This window comes from Plantactinospora mayteni (genome assembly GCF_016862935.1).
GTDB lineage: Bacteria > Actinomycetota > Actinomycetes > Mycobacteriales > Micromonosporaceae > Plantactinospora > Plantactinospora mayteni.
Map to the genome: position 1 here is coordinate 103,862 of NZ_BONX01000002.1, position 24,710 is coordinate 128,571.

Here is a 24,710-nt window from a genome sequence, read left to right on the forward strand (position 1 = left end):
GGTTCAGGTTGAAAGGTTCACTCCTCACAGCGAAAAGATCAGCGCCGCGAACCGCGGCGCTGATCTCATCTGAAGTAGGGCCTTAATGCATGTCGAAGAGTCGCTTCGCCTTGTCCCCCCATATCGCCTCGCTGCCGTTGGAGACGGCGTCCTTGACGAACAGCGCGGCGTCGGTGCCGACGAGTTTCCCCTCCGCCTCCCCGGCCGCCCTCTCGCGGTTGGCGACGCGGGCGTTGGCCCTGGTGAGCTGGTCGACCCGGCCGGGCGCGTCCCTCGGCATCGCACGGGCCGCCGTCTGGGCGCGGCGGGCGGAGTTGATCGCGAGTTGCGCCCCCCTGCCGAGGCCGAACGTCACCAGACCGGCCGCCTCCCAGCCGGCGGTTCTGATGTTCCCGTCCCCGAGGGCCACGCCCATGTCGACTGCGGTCATCGCGGCCGCGCCCAAGCCGCAGATGGCGGAGCAGAGGGGGATGAACGCCCCGAGGGCCAAACCCGTTTTGAGAATCTTCCAGCCCGCCCCACCCGGCTTCATCGCTGCCCCTGCCTTGGCAAGGCCCCTGCTGGCCGCCCCGGCCGCCTTTCTAGCCCCGTTGACGATATTCCTCTTCATTCGGTTGATGTGCGGGCTGGCCTTCTTCCATGCCTTCTTGACCTCGTCCTTGATCCAGGTCTTTATCCGCCGGACCTCTGTGACCCATTCCGTGATCTTTTTGGTGATGGTGCGCCAGAGCTGCTTGACCTGCTCCACCCACTTCGTGACCTGCCTCCAGGCCGACTTGATGAGGTTGCCGATGAACGGGATCTTTATGACCCATCTCACGGGTTCCCAGCTCGTGAAGGCCACCCAGGTTCTTTCCCAGTAGGGCTGCTTCTCCGTTACGGACTTGACCTTCATCTTCTTGACGTGCTGGGTGCTGATGGCCCACCGATCACCGTTCGGGTCGGCGTAGGTGACGGGGTTGTTGTTGGAGTAGGTGTAGCCGTTGGCCTGTTGCGGTTCGTTGTGGTCGGTCACCGGGTCGACCGAGATGAACCGGCCGAGCGCCGGATCGTACTCGCGGGCGCCGAGATGGACCAGACCGGTGCCGGGGTCGGCGGTGCCGCCGACGAATGCCTTCTCGCCGGGCCACGCCACCGCCGCGCCGCGGACCTCGCCGTACGGGGTGTGCCTGCGGCGCTTCACGTTCTGGCTGCTCGCATCGATGGCGATCTCCGGCGTCCCGTGATGGTCGAGCGCCAGCCAGTTCAGCGCGTTGTCGGCCGAGGTGCGTACCGCGATGGTACGGCCGCCGAATCCGTAGTACCGGGTGCCGGTCACGGTGCTGTTGGGCGCCAGACGCAGCTCGGTCTCGCCGAGGTAGAGGGTCGTGCCGTTGGCATCGCGCCGGATCAGCCGGGTACCCCCGGCGTCGTAGAGGAAGCTCGTGGTGGCTCCCGCCTTGGTGATGCTGCTGACGCGACCTTCCGCATCCCAGGTGAGAATCTGCTCGTCGGTCCCCTTCCGCCGGCTTGCCGTGTTTCCGGCGGCGTCGTAACCGAACTCCTCGACCTGCGCCGCGCCGTCGGGTCCGGTCGTGGTCACCCGGCTCACGGCGTGCGGCCGGGCCTGGCCCGCGGCCGGATAGCTGTACACGCTCGTGGTCCGAGCGCCACCCGGGGTGGTACGGGTCTCCGAGAGCCGGTTGCCGATCTTGTCGAACGTCCACGAGTGCCAGTACGGTGCCGGGCCGCCGAGCCCGCCCGCCGCTGGCGCTGCTTGGCAGTCACCCGAGGCCGGTGTCCACGCCTCGGAAAGCCGTCGAAGGTGGTCGTACCGGAAGCACTGGGTCTCCTCGGCTTTCTCGGCACGATCGGCGATCGACGTGATGTTGCCGGCCGGGTCGTAGCCGTAGACGAAATCGGCCACGCGTTGTGGCGCGGCGTCGCGGGAGACCACGGCCCGGGCCAGCCGATGGGTGCCGTACTCGTACTCGTATCCGAGCCGGGTGGCCGCTCCCCCGGCCGAGAGCGTCAACTGGCGCAGCTCACCGAACTGGGTGTACTCGGTGGCGGTGACGTAACTGCTCGCCCCGCTGAGCGTGACCGCCTGCCCGAGGCTGTCGTACCCGGTGGTGATCTGCTCGGCGGGGAGCCCACCGGCGGCGGGCAACCCCACCGTGGCCGACGATCCGTCCACCTTGTACGTCTGGCTGGACTCGTATCTACCGGCCAGCGCCCCTTCGCTTGCCGGGATGGTGACCCGCGTCCCGGTCGGCCGGCCGGCGGCGTCGAACCCGGTGACCTCGGAGATGTAGGCGCTGGTGCCGACGTACCGGGCGGCGGCGATCTGACTGCCGCGAGCCGGTGTGCCGTCGGGAAGCGTGTCGTAGGTCCGGCTGGTTAGTTTGGTGCCGCTCAGCGATCCCTCGAAAGTCGCCGTTTGCCGGCCGAGGATGTCGTAGGCATGGGCGATGGTGCTGCCGCGCGCGTCCCGGGTCGTGACGATCTCCCCGGCATCGTTGTAGGTGACATCGGTGGCGCCACGGTCCGGCTCCTCAGCGCGAATCCGGAGACCCCGCAGATCGTATTCGTACCGCCAGACGTTGCCGGCAGGGTCGGTGACCGTGGCAATTTCCCCGCGGTTGGTGTACGTGTACTTCGTCGCGTCGTACGTGCCGGTCGGCGAAGCGCCGTGGTACTCGCGGAGCTCGATCAGGTTGCCTTCCGCGTCCGTGATCCTTGTCGTCGGTGTCTCGCCGTCGGGCGGATCGACATCGTGCCGGTTGACGCCGTAGGTGTGCGTGGTGCGCCACTTCTCGAGTCCGTCGACCATCAACATGATGTTCGTCGGGCGTTCGTTCTCGTCGAACACGGTGCGCACTTGCGCCGGCATCATGTTCTCGTCCGCGAGGACCACGTCGGTGCCCGGTGGCGCATCGTTGTAGTACGGCCCGTTCTCCTTCACGACGAGGCCACGCGAGTCGTAGACCTTGTCGCTGAGGATGCGGCCGCCGCCGGGTGCGGGCTCCTGGGTCTGCCGTGGCCGCATCAGGCCGTCGTAGAGCTCGTACTCGGTTTCGTAGTCCCCGTTGGGTTGCAGCGTCCTTGAGGTCACCGCGTTGGCCCCGGTGGTACGCACCAGGTAGCTGTATTCCGCGCTGGGCGTCTGGGTGGTCGCCCGGCCCGGCAGCCACACCTTCGCGAGCCTGCCCAGCGGGTCGTAGCGCACCTCGGTCCGCCGGTCGTTCGCGTCAAGGACGACGGTGTCCTCGCCCCAGGCCGGCTCGTACATGGTTCGGAGGCGATGGCCGAGCGCGTTGGTGACATCGATCTGGGTGACGGGGCCATCGGTGGCCGGCGTGTAGGCCGTCGTCGTCCGGGCGCCCCTCGCGTCGTACTCCTCGATCTCGCGGCCGTGTACGTCGTAGCCCACCCGCCTCGTTGTCACGTAGGTCGGTGCCCCGTTCACCCAGCCCGACAGTCCCTCGGTCCGGGTGACCTCACCGCGCACCGGCGGCGCACCGAGCGTGCCGCTGCCGTCGTAGTAGTGCCGGACGTCGGAGATGAGGTCGTCCGGGTAGACGGGGGTACGGTCACAGTTCGCCGCGACCGTCTCGATGCGGTACGGCAGGTTGATGATCCATACCGACTCGTTCCTCGTGTACCAGTAGCGGGTGCAGGTGTCGTCGTCCGGGTTCGACACATCGTTGAGATCGTTGGACCGCTGCACCGTGCCGTCGGCGTCGTAGACGTTCTCGGCGCCCATGTTCTGCCAGCCGCCCGAGCCCGTGGCCTGGCTCTGCCGGACCTTCCCCTCCTCGACCCGGAACGCCTGGGTCGTGCCCCAGCTACGGGTCCGGGTGGCGGTGGCCGCCGACAGCCACGGGTCGGTGATCTCCTTCTCGTGCACCGCGCCGCCGGCGGTGTACCTGATGTTCTCCCGCGGGACGTTGGCGAACTGGTCGGAGTCGCGCAGCCGGGTACCGGCCGAGTCGGTGATCCAGACCTCCTTCTTCCCGCCGGCCGAGGTCCGGTCACCGTCCATGCCGCGGAAGTACAGCGACTCGGTCACGGACTGCGGGCCGTTTACCGGACCCTTGTGGACGCGAACCCGGTCGTACCCGCGCCACTGCGACCAGCTCTTCTTGTTGTCCGGCACCATCCCGTCGGCCTCGTCGAACCGCCAGGCCGGCTTGTTCGGGTACTCGATCCGCGTGATCACCGGCGGCAGGCCGGTGGTGCGATCGACCTCGGTCACCTCCGTGACCACGTACTTGTTGAACCAGTCAAGGCGTTCGGCGGTCAGCCCCTCCGGCGTCCATCGGGTCGGGAAGCAGCGCGCGGTGTTCGAGTCGGGCACTGGCACGTTTCCGGGTACGGCGCACTCCTTCGGCGAGTAGCCGATCGTGATCTTGCCGCCCGAGTCGAGATTGATCCCGCTGACGCGCATCCAGTTCATCGGCGGGATGCCGTCGACGCCGTCCACCCGGTTGGCCAACTGGGTCGCCTCGAAGCTGATCGGTGGCAGGCTCGCCTCGCCGCCGACGAGACCCTTGTGCTGGACCGAGGCCAGCCACATTCCGGCCCGGGTGCCGTCGCCGGGGCTGGGGTACGAGTGGATCAGCGTCCACGAGTCGACGTTGCGGTACGCGAGGCCGCCCCAGACCTGCGTCGTCACGGCGGCCAGGCGCTTCTGGGTCCAGAAGGTGGGGTTGAATTTGTTGTTGCAACTCGTGCTGCTCGTGCACGCCTGGTCCCACGGTACGTCCGGCCAGTTCGCCGGCGACGAAGCGGCGCAGGTGGTGCCGGGGATGCACCGGTCCGCCTCGGTGAACAGCACGCGGCCGACCGCCGGCTTCGCGTAGACCTCACCGTCGCGCTGCCCGTAGTCGATTCGCTTGAGCCAGCCGCCCCGGATGTAGCTCGACACCTTGCTGGCGGTGATGTTGCGGGCGTAGTTGTTCTTCTCGGTCCCGTAGAACAGGCTCATGGTGTTGCCGTTGCGATCCACGACGTAGTCGAGGTTCCACTTCCACGCCCGGTCGCAGTACGACGCGTCGAACGTCGACTTGTAGCACGGCTCACCGGAATGGTTGCCGAAGACCGGAACCGTCCAGACCGAGTTGGTGACCTCGTCACCCGACTCCCAACGGGTCAGCTTGTGCTTGCCGAAGTAGTACTGGGTGCCGTCCGGGGTGGTGATCCGCCAGTACTCCCCGTTGTCGTCGCCGTTGTCGCCGCCGGTCAGAAGCTCCACTTTCGTCCCGTCGTCGACGCGTGACTTCCACTGCCCGGTGGCGTCGTCACGGATCAGCTCACCGCCGCGCCCGCCGAGCACCATCACCGCGTTGTCGAAGCTTCCCCGGCGTCCGCTGTCGGTCGACCAGCACAGGTCGCCGGTCTTCCGGCCGCTGTTGTTGCCGCCGCTGGTGTCCTCGCCGCACGACTTGTACCGCCGCTCGATGTAGCCTCCCGGCTCGAACGCGAACCCCTCGCCGACCCACGACGGCTGGTTGTTCGTCGACGAGGTCCGGCCGTCCATGCCGCCGCTGGAGTAACCGAGCTCCAGGGCCGGCTGCGGCCCGCTGAGGCCCGGCACGGACTCCATCGGGTAGCGCCAGTTGAAGTCGCCGGAAGAGGTGCCGACCGACCACGTGGAGGAGGGCGACAGCGCGGTGGCCTTGAAGTCGCCCGCACCGGAGGACGCGGCGGCGATGACCGCGTACAAGCCGGACCCGCTCGTGGCCCGTACCTCGACATCCCCGCTCAGCCGGCCCGAACCGTCATTGCGGGTGGCGATCGGGGTACCGGCACACTCCGGAAGATCCGGCGTGGCGAGCGCACACTCGGGTACGGCCACCAACCGCAGCCGGGTCGCCCAGTCCGCACCGTAGGCGTCGCGGAAGGAGGAGTAGTCGACCTCCAGGCCGACCTGGCCGGCGGTGGCCACCCCGTCGGCGCGGTTCACCCGTAACAGCAAGCCGTCCGCGCGCCGCGGCAGCATCTCGACCCGTACCCGGCCGGGTGTTGCCGAACGGGCGGCGATACCCTTGGGCGCGCCGACCGACACGGGCAGCTTGCCCGCCTGGACATACGCGTTGCCGGCGGCGCTCGCGTCGGCCGCGGTGCCGGCCGTGTCCAGACTGATCTCCGCGTTACCCGGCGTGGGCCAGGAGACGGCAGGAGTGCCGCGCAGCGCCAACTTCTCGACAAGGCCCGGCTTGGCTTCCGGCACCGACACCGGCCGGACGGCCGCCGAGCGCTCCCTGGCGAGCGAGAGATCGTCCACCGGCGCGGCCTCCGCCCGCTCCGGGATACCGCAGACTACCGACGCTGCCATAACCGTCGCCAACGCCAGCCCCAACTGGCGACGCACCACGTGGTCCACGCTTCCTCCCGCTGCTCATCCTGCGAAGAGTAGGAATAGGTTCTGCGAAGAATAGGAATACGTTGATGCGCAGCATGACAGGCGGTATGCACAGAATTCGCACACGCCTCAACAGGCGCGCGTTACATATCACCCGGGCGTTGTGGTAGTCCCGTTTCCTCGTCCTGGCCGCGCACAGAAGGAGCGCACACGAAGCCGCCGACCCAGGTATCCGTGGTCACGGCTCCAGGCGGAGCGCGAACCGTTGATCGGACGGCGGTACGGCGGCACACGGAGCCTGCACGATCCGGGCTCCGTTGGCGATACTCGCGCCGCTGACCCGCAGGCACTTTTCGCTGTGTACGACCCGCAACTGCACCACGGGCTCGTATCCGCCGCCCGCCACCAGGTCCAGCCGGAACTGCTGATTGGACTTCGCCGCACCAGCCTCGTAACACGCGTACTGGAGCGTGTGTGCGTTGTCCAGCAGGCTGTACCCCGCGATGTCGAGGCACTTGTCGGCGGCGGTCCTGATCAGGTAATACGGTGAGCCGCCGACGCGTTCAAAGCGGAACGTCTCCCAGGTCGCCGTGGTGACGCAGTCCCACTGGTCCAGGATCGCGTCGTTCGCTGTGCTCCCGCCCGGTACGTCGAAGCACTTGTTGCTGTGCACGGGATGGATGCGGTACCTCCGGTTCGGGTCGACGTGCACGGTCGGCCTGGCCTCGCTGACGTACCCCTCCCAGTCCGCGCGCTTGTCGGCGAACCCGCTGCCGGTCGAGATGAAGGTGTAGAGGCGGCGCTTCCCGCCGCCGGTGTCGTACAGCGACGCGATGTCGGTCCGGCCGTCGGCGTCGAAGTCCCCGGCGGCGAGGGTGCCGCGGGTGGCGTCGAAGCCGCCCACGCCGCTGCTCCACCGGGTGGTCGGCGTCCAGACGGTACCGTCGCCCTTCCAGGTCACCAGCCGGGCCGTGGCGTTGCCGTCGTCGTAGAGCGCGACCACCTCGGCGCGGCGCAGGGCGTCCCCGTCGACGTCCCCGGCGACGAACCGGGCGCGCCGGGCGTCGAAGGCGCCGACCCCGCTGTCCCAGCGCGTCACCGGGCCGCCGAATACCCCGGCGGTGGCGTGGTGGATTCGCATGTGCGTCTGGGCGTTCCCCATGTCGTGCATGTCCACGACGTCGTCGTCGCCGTCTCCGTCGACGTCCGCGGCGACCAGGTTGGCACCGGCGACCCCGGCACCGGTGGCGCCGCTGTCCCAGCTCAGCGCGGGGGCGGCGAACCCGTTCCCGGTGGAGAGGTACGCCCAGAGCTTGAGCTGGCCGCCGGCGAGGCCCTGGAGCGCGGCGATGTCGTCGTCGCCGTCCGCATCGAAGTCCCCGGCGACCACCTTCAGGTGGCTGAGCCGGAAGATGTCGCCGGTCCACACCGGCTCGCTCACGGCCGAGAACCGGTTCCCGTCGGCGGGCAGCAGAAAGAGCCGGACCATCCGGTCGGCGTCCTCGCGGAAGATGGCGACGTCGGTGCGGCCGTTCCCGTCGAAGTCGCCGGTCACGCTCCGCACCAGCTCGGCCGGGAACCCGCCGGAAATGCCGGTGTCCCAGGCGACGTACCCGGGATGGAAGCCGCCCGGGGCGGAGAGCAGGTTCCACACCGCGGTCTGGCCGTGCCCGTGGTCCACCAGCGCGGTCACGTCGCCCCGCCGGTCGCCGTTGACGTCCGCGGAGACCGCGGGATCGCTGACCGTACGGCCCCGGGCGACCAGTTCGCGGCCGGAGCTGAGCCCGCTGTTGTTGCCGGCCCGGTCGACCGCCCGCGCCCAGAGGGTCCGGCGGACGTCACCGGTGTCGGTCGCGAACTGCGGCCACAGCGTCACCGGTACGGTGGCCCGACCGTCCGCCCCGGCGGCCACCCACATGGTGGTGACGTCCTGGCTGAACCCGTACCGGTAGCCGGCGACGTCGGTCTCCGCGCCACTTGGGGCGAAGGTGACCGTGCCGACCTCGCCGACCGCCTTCACCGGGGTAGGGCCGGGATAGTCCGTGGAGGTCAACGTCGGCGGCAACGGCCGACTGGCGTCCACAGTGAACCAGCAGCGCTCGCCGTATCCGCCGGGCGGCCCCGAGTCGCGGGTACGGGCGCGGTAGCTGAACACGGCGCCGGGCTGATCGGTCGGCAGGGTCCCGGCGGGGACCGGCGGCCAGCGCACCACACTGCCAGAGCCGACCGTGCCCGAGGACAGGCTGGTCAGAACCGTCTCTCCGGAGAGGATCTCCAGCTCGTTGGTGACGTTGTCGCTGTTCGGGTCGTAGCCCACCGCCGTGAAGGTCGGGGTGGCGGTGTTCAATGCGGTCGGCGCGGCGGCGGTGCCACACGGCGTCGGCGGCACGGTGGAGACGCTCGTCGGACTCTCCGGCGGCGTGTTGTACTCGATGTTGAGCCGCGCGGTGGCCGGGTTGAACCGTTTCCAGTAAAGTTCCTTGCCCTCGTGGTCATCCGGGATCTTCAGCCCGAACCCGATCGCCTCCTGCGGACCGTTCACCCCCCGCACCGCTTCCTGCACGACCGGGGTGACCGTGTCGGGGGTCAGGCCGAACTCCATCAGCATCGGCGGCTGGCCGCATCTCGACTTGTTGGCCTTGCCGTCGCGGGTCGCCAGGGCCGCCCCACCGAGCCAGTTTCCCGCACTGTTGTTCCAGGTGACACCTACCGCCGGGTCGATCGGTCTGGTGTGCCACAACTCGACGCTCGATTCCGCGCAGTTCGCGGTGTGCGTCATGGAGATCGAAAACCAGGCGCGGGACACCGTTGCCCGGGCCACCCGGGCGATGTTCATCTGGAAGAACGTCCGCCACGGGCCGTCGCCGCTGTCGTACACCGTACCGACCCGGACGTCCTCGCGGTAGAAGTCGTCGGTCCAGTAGGACTTTCCGGCCGCGTCCTTGTTGACCAGGGTCCACCGGTACTGGGCCGCACTGTACGACGGGTCGATGTAGACCGGGTACCGGGTGTCCGGGGCGGTGAGCATCTTCTGGTCCGGGACCACCACCAGTTCACCGGGGTTGACCTCCAGGTCCATCACCCGTTGCCGGCCCGGCGCCGGCCGCGCCTCTTCACCCCGGCCGCTCTCGGCGTCCGGCGCGATCCGGAGGGTGGCGCCGGTCGCCTCGGGTGGCTCCGGAGTGCTGTCCCACATCACCGGCGGGCCGGAGGCGAAGACCGCGCGGCCGGTGGCGTCCACGGCCGTGCTGCCGCCGTCCGCCCCGGCGCGCAGGGTCAGCTTCCGGGTGCTGGTGCCGAACCGAATGCGGCGCAGCGCCGGATTCGCCGCCGCTGCCGCGTTCTTGACGACGAGGAACTGGGAGAAGCCCACCCCGTTGACCCGGACTTGCAGGTCCACTCCGGGCAGCACCTCGGGATAGGTCGCCGTGTCACCGTCGAGCACCGGCGCCGGCAACGGCGCCGGCCAGGTCAATCCCAGCTCGGCGCCGTCCTGCTCGGCGGTGACCAGCGGACCGGAACCGCCACCGGAGAGTCGCAACCCGATGGGAGTCGCTCCCGGCGACACCCCGCCGGCCGCGTCGCGGACCAGCCGGGTGTCGATCGGAACCCACCGGCCGTCGCGCTGGGCCCGTACCGGCAGCACATACTGCTCGAGGGTGCGGGTCCCCGACGGATTCGCGAACACCCGCGCGGTCTCGGTGCGCTCGCCGACGATCTCGACGGGTACGCCGGTCCGCCGCGCGGTCTCGGCCGCCCGGGCAGCCTCGACCCCGCCCACCGGGTCGGGTGCCGCCGACGCGGTCGGCGGTCGGGACAGGGCAGCGTGGGCCGACGCCGGCCCGGCTGAGCCGGCCGGCGCGCCGGACCCCACCACGAGCGCCGTCAAGAGAGCCACCGACCAACCGGCAGCACCGAAACGAAGCGTCATCGCGGCCCCTCCGCTCCTTCACGCACACTCCACCGCTCGGGCCCGAACGAGTACGAGTCTGGAGTGCAAGCAAAGGATGCCCACAGGGCAGCACATTTTCCGCACAGCCCGTGAAGTCTCCGCCGAGGTAATGCCAACGCACCGCCGGTTCCGCCGGCGCCACCGGCCAGCCGAGGCAGACGCTGCGGACCTTCTGGCAGGTAGCGGCCACGACGGGAATCGTCCCCGACGCGCCAACGTATCCTCTGGGTATGGCCGCCTGTGATATCTGCAACGAGCCACCTGGCCCGAGCGCGAAACGATACTCCGCAGCGCAACTGCACTCGGCCGTCGACAGCGGCTACCGGCCGAAGGCGGCCATCGAGCACCACAAGCGCCTGTCCAGCCAGTTCGGTCTCGACCTGAGCGACGAACACTGGTTCGGGGAATGGGTCGCGCAGGTGCGCCGGGACCAGACAGACTGGCTGCTGTGCCGGTCCTGCGGGGCCGGACTCGAGGCGCACCTCCAGCGATCTGCTGACGCCCCGCCGCCGCAGCCGCGTCGGCGCCGCAGCCTGTTCGGCTGGCGCCGATAGCCGACGGGGATCTGAGACCCGGCCGCGGTAACCGAGCGTGGTCGAAGGAAGCCTCGTCTGTGTGACGGCGGTCAGTGTGTTCGGGTCTCCCAGACCGGCTGCTGGGGCTCGTCGTTGTGCACGATGAAATCGACGTGATCGGTCGGGTTGACGGTAGCGAAGTAGAACTGCTGGGAGGGGATGTAACGCTCGCGCCAGCGCCGTTCGACTTCGGCCCGGGACAACACCTGACGCTCTCGGAGTACGGCACGATCCACGGTCTTCTCGAGCGCGGTCGACACGAGGATGCGCAGATCCCACCGATCAATCAGTTCCGGGCGCATGAGGAAGACGCCGTCGAAGACCAGCACGGCGTCGGCGGGGACAGTCGTGACCGGCGGGGACAGCGCGGTATCCGTTGTGCGGTCGTAGACCGCGTGTTGGAAGTGCCGATCCCCGCCCGGGCCGAGCGGATCGAGCAGAACCCGGTTCAGCGCGTCGTGGTCGTGGGTGTCGAAGTAGCAGCCTTCGGCCGAGTACTCGCCGCGCGGATAGCGCTGTGCCCGGAGGAAGAGGAAATCGTCGATCGTCGCCCGGATGACGTCGCGGCCCTGTGTGCGCAAGACGACGGCCAGCTCGTCGGCGAGCGTGGTCTTGCCTGCGGCGGGCGGTCCGTCGATGGCAACCCGCGTCGGGTGTGCGACCGTGACGGACCCGACCGCCTCCGCCAGCCGGCCGAGCAACTCGTCGCGGGTGCCTTGGACCATCTGCTTCTCCGCTGTGATTCAGGGTCATCGGCGCCGGATGAGCCGCCAACCTACTGCGCCGTACCAGATCATGACAGGTAGTTGGAGTGCGTAGCAGAGTTGTTCCAGCGTTGGTGACATGCCGTCGGTCCCGGTGGTCCACGGCACGACGACAGCGGCGAGACCAGCCAGGGCAGCGAACCCACCGGCCCGACGAAGCCGGTCCGGCAGGTGGGCACCAATCGCGGTGACCACAGTGGCCGCGACCCACAGCAGCCCGGCAAGGTTGACCGCCCATTTGGCGGTAAGCAGCACCGCGCCGGCCACCTCGACGCCGTAGAAGCACGCCCACAAGTCGGGCGCCCGGGTTCCTGTCAGCCGATGTCATGCTGGGGGACGGTAGAACCCTGCCCCAGGGAGAAGGTCAAGATGTGGCGGATCGGGGAACTCGCCCGGATGACCGGCGTCACGGAACGTACCTTGCGTCACTACGACCGCATCCGCTCACCGCGCCGGCGGCCCCGCTGTCCACCCTGCTCGGCTACCACCGCCGGTTTCCCTGGCTGGCCACCTGGTCCCCTTGTAGGCTCACTCGACATGCGCGTGACCCACTCGCTCGTCCACGCCGGGGACCTCGCCCAGCTCGTGGAACGGGAGTACGCCGTCGCAGCGCCCGTCAATGTGAGCCTGCTGAACCGCGGCTTCAACGACACCTACCTCGTCACCGACGTCGAGGGCGGTCGCCGCGTGCTGCGGGTCTACAACCGAGAGAAGTACTGGATCCGTTCGGAATCCGACCTCCGCTTCGAACTCGACCTGCTTGAGCACCTGGCCGCGGCCGGGCTGGGCGTCATCCGCCCGTACCAGCGGACCGTCGGCGACCGGCTCGGCCGGCTGGTGGCGCCCGAAGGCGAACGATGCTTCGCCCTGTTCACCCACGCGCCTGGCACACCCTTGTACGAAGGCACGCTGACCGCCGAGCAATGGCGCGAGTACGGCTCCGGCATCGCCCGGATGCACCTGGAGATGGACACCTTCCTCACCAGCCACGATCGCTACCACCTCGACGAACACATCCTCGTCGAACGCCCGCTGGCCAGCCTGGCACCCTATGCCGGCTCGGGCCGGGCCGCGGCGGACCTCGCCGAGCTCGGCGAGCTCGGCGAGCGACTGACCGGCGAGATCCAGCGGCTCCGAGCGATCGGCGGCGCATACGGAATCATCCATGCAGACCTGCACCGGGGCAACACCAACATCGACGGCGACGGACGGTTCGTCACGTTCGACTTCGACCACTGCGGGTTCGGGTTACGCGCGTACGACCTGGTCGCTCTCTATCGCGGGCCGGACTCGCCGGAGGAGGATCGCGAACGCTGGGCAGCGGTCCTCGCCGGCTACCAGCAGGTCCGTCCGCTGAGCCAGAGCGAGGTGACCGGCTTTCCCGTACTGGCTGCCTGCCGGGCGATGTGGGACATCGGTGATTGGCTGGGTGCCGCCGACCGTACCGGCAACGCCTGGGTGACCGAAGCGGTGATCGCCAAGCTGCTGGCGGACGTCCGCAAAACAGAATCCGATCCCACACCCCGGCTGGCCGCCGAGGCGACATTGGAGCAATAGCCACCACACGTCGACTGTTCAGTGCCATGACATCTGATAGCCGGCCAGGCCGCAGCAGACCAGGCAGAGTACGAGCAGGACCCGCACCCTGGCCAGAAGCTCGCCAGGTAGCCGGTGGTGGCCTCGGACAGCCCGAAACACCGACCGCCCGCGTTCGGAATCGACGGGCGTCACGATCGGGATCGTAACGGCCATCCGCAGCGTCGCCCAAGTGCCGCAACCGCCTCAGGCTTGATCACGGGCTCGGGCCAGGATGTCGGCCCGCGCACGCAGGTCGGAGAAGTCGTCGCGGGGAAAGGTACGCGCAAGGAAGTCGACATCGCGGCGCAGGTCCGCCTGGGCGTAGCCGAACCCGGGATCGTTCGGATCGGCGTAGAGGTAAGGCCAGTGGATCAGACCCCGGGTGAGCAGCATCGCGTCCAGGTACTCGGGATAGGTGATGTCGAGCCGCACCAGGCTCGCGTCGGTGTTGACGGAGAACTTGTGATCGAGATGCCAGACTCCCCCGGAGGATGGCGGTGGAGTCAGACCGGCGCCACCGGCTCAGGTCGGCGGAGGTCGTCGGGGGGACTGGCGGCGGTGCTGATCTCGAAGCGCGGGTGGACGTTACGGCGGGGGGCGCTCGCTGAATTTTGTGCTGACGTTACGCATTAGCCCGGCGGAGGCGTTCAGCTGCCTGCGCCCGCAGCGCATCGGCGCCCGCCGGGCTGCCACCGCACAGTGCCATCTCCCGGGCGTTGTAGGCAGCCATCCACAAGCTGGCCGCCCATGCCATCTCCAGCTCCACGACCGTGAACCGGCGCCCTCGAATGTCTTGGTAAGCCACCAGGAACGCCTCGGAGCTTTCGATCGGCGCCAGTGTGGGCGGCCCGGAACTGGCGAACGACCCGCTCGCCGCTCCCACCAGCGCCGCCTCCGGCTGCCACGCCAGGCTGTCCCAGTCGTGCACCGCCCACACCTGCCAACCCTGCCACCGCAGGTTCTGCGCCTCGAAGTCGGCGTGGCCGAGCACGCACGGCAAGCCTGCGGCCAGCAGCCGCTCCCGGGCCCGCTCAGCCGTCTGGACGATGTGCTCGGACACGACACTCTGGTCCCGGCTGTCGAGAAAGTCGATCGCCGGCCACACCCCGGAATCGGTGTGGTCCCAGCGCACCCAGGGCGGATTCGGCAGCGGCGGCGCGACCGTCACGCCGGCAAGTTCGGCCGTCAGCCCGGCGTACGCCTCCGCACAGCGCACGGCTATGTCCGGCGAGTCCCCGTGCAACACCTCGCCGCCGGGCTGGTACTCCTCGGCGTGTACCGCCAGTGCACCGACACCGACCACCGGCGTGAGCGGCCGGGCACACGCAAACCCGCGCTCGGCCAGCCGCGCCTGCGCCGCGACACACGACGCGGCCCGGCCGTCGTCGGCGCGCGCCTTGACCACGACATCCCTGCCACCGGCCAACCGCAGACCGAACACCATCGAGACCTGTCGCGACTGGAACAGCACGCCGGCGGGCTCGCCGCCCAGATGGTCAAGACACCACGCCGGCAACCAGTCCGGCAGCTCGTCCAACAGCACACTCAGGATCGTGCCATAGGCACCGAACGCACCGGAGGCGAGATCGCGGGGATTGCACGATGATCGCAGCGGCCGTCCGATGTGACATTGATGGAATACCGAAGGGGTCGCATTACGTAAGATGCCCCTCCAATGAACCTTTTTCAACCTGAACCGCGCGGCGCTCACCCACCGCGTCCGACCTTGCGCTCCGACGGAGCGCAAGGGGAGGTTGAAAAAGGTTCAATGATAGGGCAGCCCAACCAAGAATGATCAGGGCTAGTCCTGGGTCGACTGCTCGCGCATCGCCGTTTCGTAGGCGGTTCGCAGTTGCTCGCTGGCGCGAGGGGCGTCGGGGTCCGGGCGCGGGATGCCCAGGTGGATCTCGCGCAGTTCGTCCATGAACCGTGTCAGGAGTTCGGGACCGCCGTCCCGCAGGAGTTCTGCGCGCACGCGCAGGCGGCGACTGCCGTCGCGGTGGATGAGGCCCCAGTTGCCGAGCGCCACCATGATGGGCAGCACCTGGATGCCCGCCTCGGTGAGCGAATAGGTCACCCGCTGTCCGCGCTGCGCGTCCTGGCGGGTGAGCAGTCCCGCCGCGGTAAGGCGCTTCAGCCGGCTGCTGAGGATGTTCGTGGCGATACCCTCCTCGGAACCCGCGATCAGCTCACGGAAGTGGCGACGGTTCCCGAAGATGATGTCGCGCAACACGAGCATCCCCCACGGGTCTCCCAACACCTCCACCGCCGCGTTGATCGGGCACCCCGAACGTGATGCGCTGTCCATGCGGCACCCCCCCGATTAGTGGTTGCAATCTACTACCACCGCCCCCAGCCTAGGGCAACCGATTGCAGCTTGCAACCACGGGAGAAGCATGTCGCAGGTCCGTGTCCACAACCTCTCGATCTCACTCGACGGAGCCGCGCTCGGAGACGGGGCGAGGCCCGGAGTCGGGGCGAGGCTCAAAGTCGGGGCGAGGCGGCGAAGGGACCGCGCAGCTTCTCGGTCTCCGCCCAGAGCCGGGCGGCGGTCTCCAGGTCGTACGAGGCCGACGAGGAGGCGATCGGGGTGAACCGGTCGTAGTAGGCGCCGCGCTGGACGTCCGGGGCGGTGGCCAGCCGGACGACGGGTTTCGCGCCGTGCGCGGCCGAGGACGAGAACGCGCCGACCAGCGCCACCTGGATCCGCGGGAAGTGCCGGCCCAGATCGGTACGGACCATGCCGGGGTGTACGGCGACCACCGCCAACTCGGGGTTCCGGCGCTGGAGTTCGTAGCTGAACAGCAGGTTCGCCAGCTTGGTGCGGCTGTACACCAGGAACGGGTCGTACGCCCGCCGCGCCTGGAGGTCGGCGAAGTCGATCCGCGCCGGACCGTCGCCGCGGAGCGGAGCCCGGTGCCCCTCGGAGTTGACGTTGACGACCCGGCCACCGGCCAGCAGCGGCAGCAGCCGACCGGTCACCGAGTACGGGGCGAGATGATGGACGGCGAAGTTCAACTCCATCCCCTCCGCCGTCTCCTGCCGGCGCGGCAGCATCACGCCCGCGTTGTTCACCAGCACGTCGACCCGGTCCGTCACCGCGTACACCTCTCGGGCCACCCGCTCGACGCCGTCCAGGGTGGCGACGTCCGCGACGACCAGGTGCGCGGCCGGCACCGCCCGGCCGAGGCGGGCGGCCCGGGCCGGGTCCCGGCCGACCAGGATCAGCCGGTGCCCGGCCGCCGCCAGCGAGCCGGCGGCCTGCCGGCCGAGCCCCGAGGTGGCACCGACCAGGACGATGACCTTCTCCCCGGTGCTCATCGGGCCGCCGGCCCCGAGACCGGCGCGGCCGGGGCGGGACCCCGGAGCCCCAGCGCACCCGCGACCAGCCGATCCCGTAACCCGGCCGGCAGGTGGGCGAGGAGTCCCATCGTCCGCGCGCCGCTGCCGACCACGTAGCGCCGGCGCGGTCGGTTGGCCCGTACCGCCTGGAGGATCGCCCGGGCGACCGGGTCGACCGACTCCAGTTTCTGCCGGGCCATCGCGTCGGCGACGGCGGCCAGCGGTCCGTCGTAGAGCGCGACGCGGGCCGGGTCCGCCAGGGCCAGGGCGGCCCGGGCCGCAGTGTCGGCCTTGGCGAAGATCGAGGTGGCGGTGCTGCCGGGTACGACCAGCACCACCGGGATCCGCCAGGTGGCGAGTTCGATCCGCAGCGAGTCGGAGAGCGCTTCGAGAGCCGCCTTGCTCGCCGAGATCGGGGCTAGGAACGGCATCCGGACCCGGGCCGTCGGGGCGCTGACGTTGACGAGCCGGCCGTTCCCGGCCCGCAGCAACGGCAGGAACGCCTGGCTCACATACACCGGGCCGAAGGTGTTGACCGCGAACTGGCGGTGCAGTTCCTCGGCGGGTACCAGTTCCAACGGCCCCTGCACGATGACGCCGGCGTTGTTGACCACCGCCCGTAGTCCCCGGGTCTCCCGGGCGACCAGCCGGGCAGCCTCGGCGACGCTGTCCGGGTCGGTCACGTCCAGCACCACGGTCCGTACCCCTGCTCCCCCGGACGGGCGGGCGACCGGTCCGGGCGGTTGGCCGCGGTCGTCGCGAACCCCGGCGTAGACGCGGTGGCCCTGCTCGGCCAGCAGACGGACCACGGCGGAGCCGATCCCGCCACCGGCGCCGGTCACCAGAACCGCAGGGCATTGATCGTCGGTCATTGCGGACACCTCACAGAAGTTGGCGCGATTGCGGAGGGATGGCGAGAAGGGAAGTCGAGGGCGACATCGCCCCAAGGACATGTCCCATGGAACATATCCAAGCACATGTCCCTTGGTACATGTCAAGATGGTGGCAGTCGACAACCACCCGAGGGAGATCCGCGATGTCGCTGCGCCACGGCCTGCTGGGCCTGCTCGCCGAGGGCCCGGCCAGCGGATACGACCTGGCCCAGCGGTTCCAGCAACTCCTGGGGGCGGTCTGGCCGGCCCAGCACCCGAAGATCTACGCGGAGCTGGGGCGACTCGTCGCCGACGGGCACATCGCCGTACACAGTGAGGGGCCGCGCCGGCGCAGGGCGTACCAGATCACCGACTCTGGCCTGGCCGAGGTACGCCATTGGCTGACCGCGACCGAGGTGGACCACACGGTCCGACTGCAACCGCTGCTGCGCTCGGTCTTCTTCTGGCTGATGGAGCCCGACGAACTGCGCCGGCACCTCGCCGAGGAGGCGCGGTACTACGCGGAGTCGGCCGCCCTCTACCGGCGGTACGCCGAGGCGAAGGACCGGGGCGAGGTCGGGACCAGCCCACAGACCCAGTCGATACGGGTCGCCGCCGAGGCCGCCACCCGACTGCACCAGGCACTGGCCGACTGGGCGGAGTGGGCCAAGACCGTACCGCCGGCCACCGGCACCGGTCCAGGGATCGACCGGGCGCACTGAGCCAGCCGACGCGGCGCCCGAGCCGGGCCAAGCCGACCCGGCACCGGGCGCCTGGCACCCGGCCTGCGTCGCTGATGGACGGTCATGGGTGGATGGGTCGACATGGGTGGATGGGTCGATCGGTCGGGAGCGGAAACTGTCGCCGTCGGCGGCTATGGTGCCTGGGTTCCACCAATCGGACGACTACGGCTGGAAACTGGAAATTCATGAGCAACGCCGACAACGGCCTGGCTGCCGCCGCACTGCTCGCGGTCGCGACGCCCGGAGACTGGGAGCAGTTCGTGGGGCGGGCGGACCCCGCACTGCTCACGGCATTGGCGCAGGCGCAGACGCCTCGGACGTTGCCGCCGCCACTGGTGAGCGCGGCGGTGGCCAGCGACCGACCGGCGCTGCGCGGCGCGGCGGCACAGAACGTCGAACTCGCCGGCCAGCCGTGGGTGCTGGACAAACTCGCCGAGCACGGTGATACCGCAACGGTTCGGGAGCTGTTCCTACACCGCCACTGGGACGCCCGGCAACGCCGGGCGATGCTCGCCGCCGCCACGCGTACGAAGGGTTGGACAGGCCCCGGCGGCCTGATTCCCGATCTGCTCACCCGGACCGAACCAGCCCTGCTCCGCAGCGCCGTGGTCTGTGCCTTCCCCGACCTGGTACGCCGCGCGCTCACCGTGGTCGGCCCCGACCTCAGCAGGGCGGAGCAGCTCCGCGCACTGCTCTCGCTGCACACACATGCCGGCCCGGACGCCGTACGATCCGTGCTGACAGTGGCCGACCTGGCGGCGGATGTGGTCGACCTGGCCCGAGCGGCACTGACGGATCCGGACGGGCGACGATCGCTGGAGCAGGCGGTCGACGCGGCCGAGAACACGGCCACCCTGATCAGCGAGTTGCGCCGGATCGACGCCGGCAGGCGGGGTACTGCCGCCACAAAGGCCGCCAGTGGCGGGAGCGCCGCGCCCAGCGCGGCGGAGCTGGTCGGCGCGCGTACGGGTCTCGACTGGGACCTGCTCTGCGCCGAGTACGCCCGGCAGCCGTTCACCCAGGAGAGCATCGCCGAGGCGTTGCTGAGCCAGTGGGACTCCCCACCCGAGCTGATGCGCGCGATGCTCGCGGCGCCGCCGCGTACCCGCAGCACGTCGAAGTGGATGGAGGGTCTGACGACGTATGCCCTGCACGCCGGCGTCTCGGGGGCGGAGCTGGTGACGCTGGCCCGACCGGCGGTCGCGGTGCTGGACGTCGCGCGGACCGAGCAGGAGTTCACCCGGTTCAGCGCCAGCGGGCAGCAACGACAACAGGCACGGCGGTTCGGGCCGGGCTGGTACCCGCGCTCCCCGAGGTGGTCGCTGGGTTGGGCGCAGTTCCGCACCGAACTGCAGGAGTTGGTCCGGGACCGGCTCGGCGCCGACGTGGCGCCCTGGCGGTCCCTGCGCGCCCGGCTGGCGGAGCACACCGGCAGCGTGGCGGAGCTGCTCGACACGGCGGTGGCCACCGCCGCCGAACACCGTACGACCGGAGCACCCTGGCCGGATTCCGGAGACCTGCCGGACCCCCGGCGTACGGTGTCCCGGCTGCCCGCCGTCCGGTCCGCGTTCCTGATGCTGCTGGAGGTCGCCGACCCGGCGGCCCATTCCGCCCTGCTGCCCCACCTCGACGACCGTACGGCCCACGAGCTGGTGGTCACGGGGTCGGCGAAGCCGATGCTGGCCGAGCGCATCGTGACCGCCGGTGGTGCCCGGGACCGGTTGGTGCTGGCCCGCCGGGCGAGCCTCGACCCCGGACATATCGACCGGCTGCTCACCGATGACGACCCTGAGCTGGCGACCAGCCTCTTCTTCCAGGAAGCGGCCACCGATCGGCAGAAGCTGGCGGTGCTGGTCGGCAAACCGTTCGGGGCGGGCCGCACCGGGCAACGTCCGCTGCCGCCCGGGCTGCGCGACTACCTGCTCGGCAAGCGGGCCAACTCGTGGACGACGCCGTTTGCCCTGGGCTGCGGCGATCCGCTGGTGGCCCGCAACCTCCTGCGGTACGTCGGGGTACGCCCCGGGGTCCGCCGCCTGCGGTTGATGGCCGGGCTGTGGCGCCGTGGTGGCCCCGACGCGGTACGCGCGCTGCTCGACGAGGACCTGGGCGCGGTGCCCGGCCAGCGGACCAAGAAGTTCGACGCCAAGCTGGTGAAACTGCTGACCGAACTGCTGGCCGAGGCCGACCCGAGCGCCGCGTTGGACCGGCTGCGGGCCCACTTCCTGGTGGCGCTGCTGCGCGGCTCGGCCGCCAGCGCGCGTTCGGCCGACCAGGAGGACCTCGCGACCGCAGACCTGATCGCGGTCGAGCTACCAAGTTGGAACTGGGACACGGTGCTGGCCGAACACCTCCGCGAGCCGCTGCCGCCCGGGTCGCTGCCCCACCTGGTCGACGTGCCGGCCTGTCCCGACGAACTGGCGAAGGCGGGTCGGTCGCGCCCTGGGCCGGCTTCGCCGCGCCGCCCGGCGACGGGGTTGGCGGCGTTGGCGAAGGGCCCCGCCCCGGACTACCCGCCGGGCCGCCTGGCCGCCGGTGTCGAGGCTCGGGAGGTGCTCACCGACACCCCGCTGGACAAGCGCCCCTGGCAGAACTGGGCGGACCGGGCGTTGCAGGACGGGCTGCTCCGGGCCGAGGACCTGCTCCGGTACGGCCACCCGGCGCGGAGAGTGCTGGGCCTGTTCCCGTCCGGTGTGGCCGAGCCGGACAACGCGCTGCTGACCGAACTGGTCGCCCCGATCGACGGCAACCTGGAGGCGTGGTTGCTGGCCCTGCGCCTCCTGCCAGACTTCCCCGGGACAATCACGGAGTTGATCGTCACCGCCGAGAGGGCCAACCGATGAGTCGACTCGACCACCCCCGGGCCACCGACACCGAGCCGGCGCGCCGTCCCGGGACACATCGGGTCCGTCGCGGTCCCGACCTGGCCGACCTGCGGGCACTGCTGGCCGAAGAGCCGGCCGAGCCGGAGGTGGTGGAGCGGGCCCGCCGGCTGAAGGAGTCCGCACTGCTGGACTTCGGCGTCGGGCAGAGCGTGCTGGCGTCCTGGCTGTACGCCAAGTGCCACCACCACATCGCCACCACCGCCGTACCCACCGCCGCCGTGGTGGCCACCGGTGACGGCGGGTGCGCCCTGCTCTACAACCCGTACTTCCTCACCGAACTGGACCTGGACGGGGTCAAGTTCGTGCTGTTCCACGAGGCGCGGCATCTGATGCACCGGCATCTGCACGTGGAAGAGGAACTGCGGGGCGACCCCGCGTTCGTGCTCGCCGCCGAGGTCGCGATCAACCACGTGGCGATGCGCCGGCTGGAGCGGAGCACGCTGCCGAACCAGACGACCCGCGACGAGGCGGGCCAGCCGGTGCCCAGGACGGTCGGGGTCGACCCCCGGCAGGTCCACCAGACATACATGGCGGACCTGCGGGCACAGAGAATGAACCCGCTGCCGTACGACGACTTCGTCTACACCGACCTCACGGTCTACGGGGAGCTGAGGCGGATGACCGATCCGGTGTGGCCAGAGGTGGTGGTCTGCATCCACCTGGATGGCGAACCGGACGGCGACGGAGAATCCGGGGGCGAGGACGGGGAGTCCGAGGGCCGGGACGGGGAGTCCAACCGCAACCCCGACGGCAGCCGGGAGGCGGGCACCGGTCGCGGCAGCGTTCGCGGACAGGGCCGGTGGGGCGTGCCGCTGGACGACGAGACCGTCGAGCGGGTGGCCGGCGACGTGTTGCAGGAGGTGATGCGGGGGGCGTTGCGCGGCAACCCGGCCGCCCGTGAGGAGCTGCTCGACCTGGCGGACCGTACGGCGGACGGCGGTGAACGGCTCACCCGGCTGTGGGGCGGGCTGGGCCTGGACAAGCTGCGCGGCAGCACCCCACAGACCCGCCGGATCGACTGGTGGCAGAAGTGGCTGACCGACGTACTGGCATCGAAGCTGACCGAGGCCGAGCGGCTGGTCTATCCGAAGAAGCACGGCGCGGTGCTGCTGGCTCTCGGGCACGAGCCGATGTTGCAGCGGCGCGGGCCCGAGCGCATGAAGGTGGTGCTGGTCGCCTTCGACACCTCGGGCTCGATGCCGGACCGGGTGGTCGAATGGCTGACCACGCTGGTCGGGCAGACCGACGGGGTGGAGAGCCACTGGCTCAGTTTCGACGGCCGGGTGACGCCGTTCGTGCCGGGCGAGCGGGTCACCGGAGGCGGCGGGACCAATTTCCAGAACGTCGTCGACTATGCCGAGGGCCGGGTCGAGGTCGACGGGAAACGGTTCGAGCTGGAGCCCGACGCGATCATCATGGTGACCGACGGGTACGCCCCCGCCGTCACCCCCGCCCAGCCCGACCGCTGGATCTGGCTGATCACCGACGACGGCGACGACTGGCCGGAACGGCACCACCCCCCGATGGCCTGCCACCGGGTCAGGTCAGGACAACAGGCATGAGGAGTCTGGTGGACACTGTGGACCTCGTTCGGACGGACGCCCCGGAGCAACCGCCCGCCAGCCGGAAATCCGGCGGACGCAAGCGGGGCGGCGGCGATCGGGCCAGCGGCTCCCGGGGGCGTGGCAGGGACGACGGTGGCGGGGACGACCGTCCGGACGCCGGACGGCGGTTCACGCCGAACGCCACCTATCCGAAGCCGCCGACGGACGGCCCGGCGGCACGGCTGGAGCAGTTCATCGACGCGATGATCGCGATCGGGCAGACCGGCCAGATCTTCGGCGACCACGGCATCGGCAAGACCTCGACGTTCGTGTCGTACGTGCCCCGGCGTTACCCCGACACCACGCTGGTGGTGGTGCCGGCGGCCAACCTGACCCCGGACGACCTGCTGGTCAACGCCCCGGTCCGGGACGCTCGCAGCGGCGAGCTGATGCTCCAGCAACTGGTCATGCGGCAGTTGGTGCCGGGCCAGCCGTTCGTGCTGCTGCTCGACGACTCGTTGCAGGCGGGCAACACGGTGCAGTCCCAGCTCATGCAGATCGCCTGCAACTGGACGCTGGGCGAGTATGACCTGCGGCAGCTCGGCTGCGTCGGGGTGTTCCTCACCGACAACGAGTCACTGGCCGAAACCAGCGTACGCCGCTCTGACCTGGCGATCCTGGACCGAATGGTCACCATCCGGCTCACCGCCAACGACACCGGCTGGCGGTACGCGCTGGCCGAGCGGTTCCCCGACTGGGACCTGCGGGAGGTGTTCCGGACCTGGGCCTCGCTGAGCCCGGCACTGCGGCACCTGCTCTCGCCCCGCACCCTGGAGCACGTGCTGTCCTGCGCTCGGCAGGGCTTTCCGCTGGCCTGGGGCCTGCCGTTGCAGAACGGCACCCGGCTGGCCCTGGTCGATCGGAAGGGCTCGACCAACCGGGACCGCACCAGCGAGATCCTCGACGGCATCGCGGCGGCGGTCGGGGTACGGAATCCGGGGACCGTGCCCGACCCGGTACGCCGGATCCTGCGCGCGGCGATCGCCAACCGCTGGGCGGTACTGCTCCAGGGGCCGCCGGGCTGCGGCAAGACGGAGATCACTCGGCAGATCGCCCGGGAGGAGACGGGCCGCGAGCCGGTGTACTTCTCGCTCCCGGTCACCAACGTCGAGGACCTCTGCGTGCCGGTTCCCACCCCGGACGGCCAGCTCGACGCGCTGCTGACCCGGTCGTTGCTGAGCCCGGAGCCGAAGGTGTTGGTCTGGGACGAGTACAACCGTCCCAAGGACAAGGCGACCTTCGCCAAGCTGATGGAGGTCACCCAGGAGTGGACGCTCGCCGGGCGGGTGATCCCGAACCTACGCGCCCAGGTGGCGTTGCAGAACCCGCCGTACCACCTGGGTCGGAAGCTCCTGGTGGCCAGCAACAACGTCGCCCAGGCGAGCCGGTTCACGGTGAGCTACGAGGTACGCCCGGAGGACATCCCGGCGAACGAGTGGCTCATCTCGACGTACGGCGAGACGGCCGAGACGGTGTTGGAGTGGTGGAAGAACGACATCGACGACGAGGGGCGGGACTGGATCACCAAGCGCACCCTGGAACGGTTGATCAAACTGCACCGGGTGGGCATGCCGCTCCAGCCAGCCCTGGTCTACCTCGGTGACGGCGAGTATGCTCCGGTGCCGCTCTCCGGGTTGGAGGCGCGGCTGGCCGAGCGTCCCGCGATCGGGCTCACCGAGGTCGCGCGGCACCGGGCGAGCTGGGAGGCACGGCTGGCGGCAGCCTCCGAGGCGTCGGACGAGGGCACCGACGACACCGACCTGGTGCACCAGGTCTTCTCCAACGCCGAGGTGTCGCAGTTGGAGAAGCACCTGGACGTGGTGGCCGCGCTGCTGCCGTACCTGCCGCCGAAGCTGCGTGCCACCTACCTGGTCGGGCAGAGCCCGGAACGGCAACGGTTCTGGGTCGCGGCGCTGGCCCGAATGGCGGAACTCACCGGACGCTGACCCCCCGCCCCGTGGCGGTACCCGCCGCTGGACTCGGTCCGGCCGGACTGAGCCCGGCGGCATACCCGGCGCCGGGCGCGTCTGCCGGTCCTGAGGTCGATGCCGG

The 24,710-nt window shown here is 70.0% G+C and carries 15 protein-coding genes; 6 read left to right on the top strand and 9 right to left on the bottom strand.

Features of this window, described 5'->3' with window-relative positions:
- Positions 1 to 82: 82 nt before the first annotated feature.
- Positions 83 to 6,367 (bottom strand): RHS repeat domain-containing protein, encoded by a 6,285-nt coding sequence (locus tag Pma05_RS00950; RefSeq protein ID WP_203855300.1) that lies wholly within the window; start codon positions 6,365 to 6,367, stop codon positions 83 to 85.
- Between the two features lie 217 nt (positions 6,368 to 6,584).
- Positions 6,585 to 10,244 carry an RICIN domain-containing protein gene (locus Pma05_RS00955; RefSeq protein ID WP_203855301.1) on the bottom strand — a complete coding sequence of 1,220 codons (3,660 nt, stop codon included), beginning with the start codon at positions 10,242 to 10,244 and terminating at the stop codon, positions 6,585 to 6,587.
- Between the two features lie 284 nt (positions 10,245 to 10,528).
- Between Pma05_RS00955 and Pma05_RS00960 the strand changes: the two genes are divergently transcribed.
- Positions 10,529 to 10,852, top strand: coding sequence for a hypothetical protein (locus Pma05_RS00960; protein WP_203855302.1), 324 nt, complete (start codon positions 10,529 to 10,531; stop codon positions 10,850 to 10,852).
- 71 nt (positions 10,853 to 10,923) lie between these two features.
- On the opposite strand, the gene Pma05_RS00965 is transcribed toward Pma05_RS00960, so the two are convergent.
- Positions 10,924 to 11,598: a nucleoside/nucleotide kinase family protein gene (locus Pma05_RS00965; protein WP_203855303.1), complete on the bottom strand. Its 675-nt coding sequence runs from the start codon at positions 11,596 to 11,598 to the stop codon at positions 10,924 to 10,926.
- A gap of 24 nt (positions 11,599 to 11,622) precedes the next feature.
- Positions 11,623 to 11,904, bottom strand: a complete 282-nt coding sequence (locus Pma05_RS00970; RefSeq protein ID WP_203855551.1) for a hypothetical protein — start codon at positions 11,902 to 11,904, stop codon at positions 11,623 to 11,625.
- Between the two features lie 102 nt (positions 11,905 to 12,006).
- On the opposite strand from Pma05_RS00970, the gene Pma05_RS00975 reads away from it, so the two are divergent.
- Positions 12,007 to 13,194: a phosphotransferase gene (locus tag Pma05_RS00975; protein ID WP_275414632.1), complete on the top strand. Its 1,188-nt coding sequence runs from the start codon at positions 12,007 to 12,009 to the stop codon at positions 13,192 to 13,194.
- A 225-nt stretch (positions 13,195 to 13,419) separates the two neighbouring features.
- On the opposite strand, the gene Pma05_RS00980 is transcribed toward Pma05_RS00975, so the two are convergent.
- The 5 genes from Pma05_RS00980 to Pma05_RS01000 form a co-directional block, all read right to left on the bottom strand.
- Positions 13,420 to 13,647 carry a hypothetical protein gene (locus tag Pma05_RS00980; protein WP_203855305.1) on the bottom strand — a complete coding sequence of 76 codons (228 nt, stop codon included), beginning with the start codon at positions 13,645 to 13,647 and terminating at the stop codon, positions 13,420 to 13,422.
- 190 nt (positions 13,648 to 13,837) lie between these two features.
- Positions 13,838 to 14,926: a phosphotransferase gene (locus Pma05_RS00985; RefSeq protein WP_239311474.1), complete on the bottom strand. Its 1,089-nt coding sequence runs from the start codon at positions 14,924 to 14,926 to the stop codon at positions 13,838 to 13,840.
- 90 nt (positions 14,927 to 15,016) lie between these two features.
- Complete coding sequence (locus Pma05_RS00990) at positions 15,017 to 15,523, bottom strand: winged helix-turn-helix transcriptional regulator (RefSeq protein ID WP_203855306.1); 507 nt, start codon at positions 15,521 to 15,523, stop codon at positions 15,017 to 15,019.
- A 176-nt stretch (positions 15,524 to 15,699) separates the two neighbouring features.
- Positions 15,700 to 16,536 carry an SDR family NAD(P)-dependent oxidoreductase gene (locus Pma05_RS00995; RefSeq protein ID WP_203855307.1) on the bottom strand — a complete coding sequence of 279 codons (837 nt, stop codon included), beginning with the start codon at positions 16,534 to 16,536 and terminating at the stop codon, positions 15,700 to 15,702.
- On the bottom strand, positions 16,533 to 17,429 hold the full coding sequence (locus Pma05_RS01000; protein WP_203855308.1) for an SDR family NAD(P)-dependent oxidoreductase: 897 nt from the start codon (positions 17,427 to 17,429) through the stop codon (positions 16,533 to 16,535). The genes Pma05_RS00995 and Pma05_RS01000 overlap by 4 nt, the downstream gene beginning before the upstream one ends.
- Positions 17,430 to 17,593: 164 nt before the next feature.
- Between Pma05_RS01000 and Pma05_RS01005 the strand changes: the two genes are divergently transcribed.
- From Pma05_RS01005 to Pma05_RS01020, 4 genes are all read left to right on the top strand, one after another.
- Positions 17,594 to 18,151: a PadR family transcriptional regulator gene (locus tag Pma05_RS01005; RefSeq protein WP_203855309.1), complete on the top strand. Its 558-nt coding sequence runs from the start codon at positions 17,594 to 17,596 to the stop codon at positions 18,149 to 18,151.
- Between the two features lie 206 nt (positions 18,152 to 18,357).
- A complete protein-coding gene (locus tag Pma05_RS01010; protein ID WP_203855310.1) occupies positions 18,358 to 21,012 on the top strand; it encodes a hypothetical protein in 2,655 nt (884 codons plus the stop codon).
- Positions 21,009 to 22,616 (top strand): DUF2201 family putative metallopeptidase, encoded by a 1,608-nt coding sequence (locus Pma05_RS01015; protein WP_203855311.1) that lies wholly within the window; start codon positions 21,009 to 21,011, stop codon positions 22,614 to 22,616. Before Pma05_RS01010 ends, Pma05_RS01015 begins: the two co-directional genes overlap by 4 nt.
- On the top strand, positions 22,613 to 24,604 hold the full coding sequence (locus Pma05_RS01020; protein ID WP_203855312.1) for an ATP-binding protein: 1,992 nt from the start codon (positions 22,613 to 22,615) through the stop codon (positions 24,602 to 24,604). The genes Pma05_RS01015 and Pma05_RS01020 overlap by 4 nt, the downstream gene beginning before the upstream one ends.
- Positions 24,605 to 24,710 lie beyond the last annotated feature (106 nt).

What these genes read in the sequence shown, in the direction of transcription:
- Pma05_RS00975 (WP_275414632.1), top strand. Translation starts at nt 12,007, where the DNA reads ATGTGGCGGATCGGGGAACTCGCCCGGATGACCGGCGTCACGGAACGT.
- Pma05_RS00990 (WP_203855306.1), bottom strand. Translation starts at nt 15,523, where the DNA reads ATGGACAGCGCATCACGTTCGGGGTGCCCGATCAACGCGGCGGTGGAG.
- Pma05_RS00995 (WP_203855307.1), bottom strand. Translation starts at nt 16,536, where the DNA reads ATGAGCACCGGGGAGAAGGTCATCGTCCTGGTCGGTGCCACCTCGGGG.
- Pma05_RS01015 (WP_203855311.1), top strand. Translation starts at nt 21,009, where the DNA reads ATGAGTCGACTCGACCACCCCCGGGCCACCGACACCGAGCCGGCGCGC.
- Pma05_RS01020 (WP_203855312.1), top strand. Translation starts at nt 22,613, where the DNA reads ATGAGGAGTCTGGTGGACACTGTGGACCTCGTTCGGACGGACGCCCCG.
- Pma05_RS01010 (WP_203855310.1), top strand. Translation starts at nt 18,358, where the DNA reads ATGAGCAACGCCGACAACGGCCTGGCTGCCGCCGCACTGCTCGCGGTC.
- Pma05_RS00960 (WP_203855302.1), top strand. Translation starts at nt 10,529, where the DNA reads ATGGCCGCCTGTGATATCTGCAACGAGCCACCTGGCCCGAGCGCGAAA.
- Pma05_RS00965 (WP_203855303.1), bottom strand. Translation starts at nt 11,598, where the DNA reads ATGGTCCAAGGCACCCGCGACGAGTTGCTCGGCCGGCTGGCGGAGGCG.
- Pma05_RS01005 (WP_203855309.1), top strand. Translation starts at nt 17,594, where the DNA reads ATGTCGCTGCGCCACGGCCTGCTGGGCCTGCTCGCCGAGGGCCCGGCC.
- Pma05_RS01000 (WP_203855308.1), bottom strand. Translation starts at nt 17,429, where the DNA reads ATGACCGACGATCAATGCCCTGCGGTTCTGGTGACCGGCGCCGGTGGC.